At 43.5% G+C, this 1,109-nt stretch carries 4 tRNA genes and 2 rRNA genes; all 6 read right to left on the reverse strand.

Going from position 1 to position 1,109, the window contains the following annotated elements:
• Nucleotides 1–11: 11 nt before the first annotated feature.
• A tRNA-Leu gene (locus A3M5_RS0121155) sits at nt 12–93 on the reverse strand.
• A gap of 9 nt (nt 94–102) precedes the next feature.
• Nucleotides 103–178, reverse strand: a tRNA-Lys gene (locus A3M5_RS0121160).
• 115 nt (nt 179–293) lie between these two features.
• Nucleotides 294–365 (reverse strand) — tRNA-Glu (locus A3M5_RS0121165).
• 132 nt (nt 366–497) lie between these two features.
• Nucleotides 498–572 (reverse strand) — tRNA-Asn (locus A3M5_RS0121170).
• Between the two features lie 183 nt (nt 573–755).
• A 5S ribosomal RNA gene (rrf, locus tag A3M5_RS0121175) occupies nt 756–871 on the reverse strand.
• A gap of 127 nt (nt 872–998) precedes the next feature.
• A 23S ribosomal RNA gene (locus A3M5_RS0121180) occupies nt 999–1,109 on the reverse strand; the annotation flags it as partial.

Genomic DNA, 1,109 nt, shown 5'->3' on the forward strand with positions numbered 1-1,109 from the left:
CTTCCGCAAAGTGCGGGTGAAGGGACTTGAACCCCCACGCCTCGCGGCGCCAGATCCTAAGTCTGGTGCGTCTGCCAATTCCGCCACACCCGCAATATAAAATGGTGAGCCATGAAGGATTCGAACCTTCGACCCTCTGATTAAAAGTCAGATGCTCTACCAACTGAGCTAATGGCTCTTAAAAGTGTTGCCAGTAAAAGGACTTAAACCCTCAACCTACTGATTACCAGTCAGTTACTCTACATCACCATTTAAAAGGTATCGATGATGAAGATGAAGATGTATAAAATGGATGACCCCTACGGGATTCGAACCCGTGTTACCGCCGTGAAAGGGCGGTGTCTTAACCGCTTGACCAAGGGGCCATGCTATTATGTATAAGTAAGTATGCTCTCTGCTAATAGAAAGCAGGGTATCGAATCTTCGAGACATATCATTAACTGTCTACAAAAATTTCTAATCGTGCCCCCTTAACGTCTCAGAAAGTTCTTGAAAAATGGCTCCGCAGGCAAGACTCGAACTTGCGACCGATCGGTTAACAGCCGATTGCTCTACCACTGAGCTACTGCGGAATAGTGTATAAGCTGATAATCTAAAAGACTTTTCAACTAATTAGTATGTCTCTTGATAAATTATCTTCTTTGTTTATCAATAAACGACAACTATAAAAGTATATCATTTTTATAATGTATAATCAACACACTTTTCATAATATATTGACAAAAAAAAGAACAGTGAAAACTGTTCTTTTTGCCGCCTGGCGGCGTCCTGCTCTCACAGGGGGAAACCCCCAACTACCATCGGCGCTGAAGAGCTTAACTGCCGTGTTCGGGATGGGAACGGGTGTGACCTCTTCGCTAATGCCACCAGACTGTATAAAATAGAAAAGAATTATTCCTTCAAAACTAGATATTATTCGTATAAGTAACCGACAAACCACGCCATATGGTTGATTCTTGTTTTCCAGCGTCAGACGCTCGAGAGCGTCTGCGCTTTTATTGGTTAAGTCCTCGATCGATTAGTATTCGTCAGCTCCATGTGTCGCCACACTTCCACCCCGAACCTATCTACCTCGTCATCTTCAAGGGATCTTACTTACTTACGTAATG

It is taken from the genome of Bacillus sp. 37MA, assembly GCF_000372765.1.
GTDB lineage: Bacteria > Bacillota > Bacilli > Bacillales > Domibacillaceae > Domibacillus > Domibacillus aminovorans.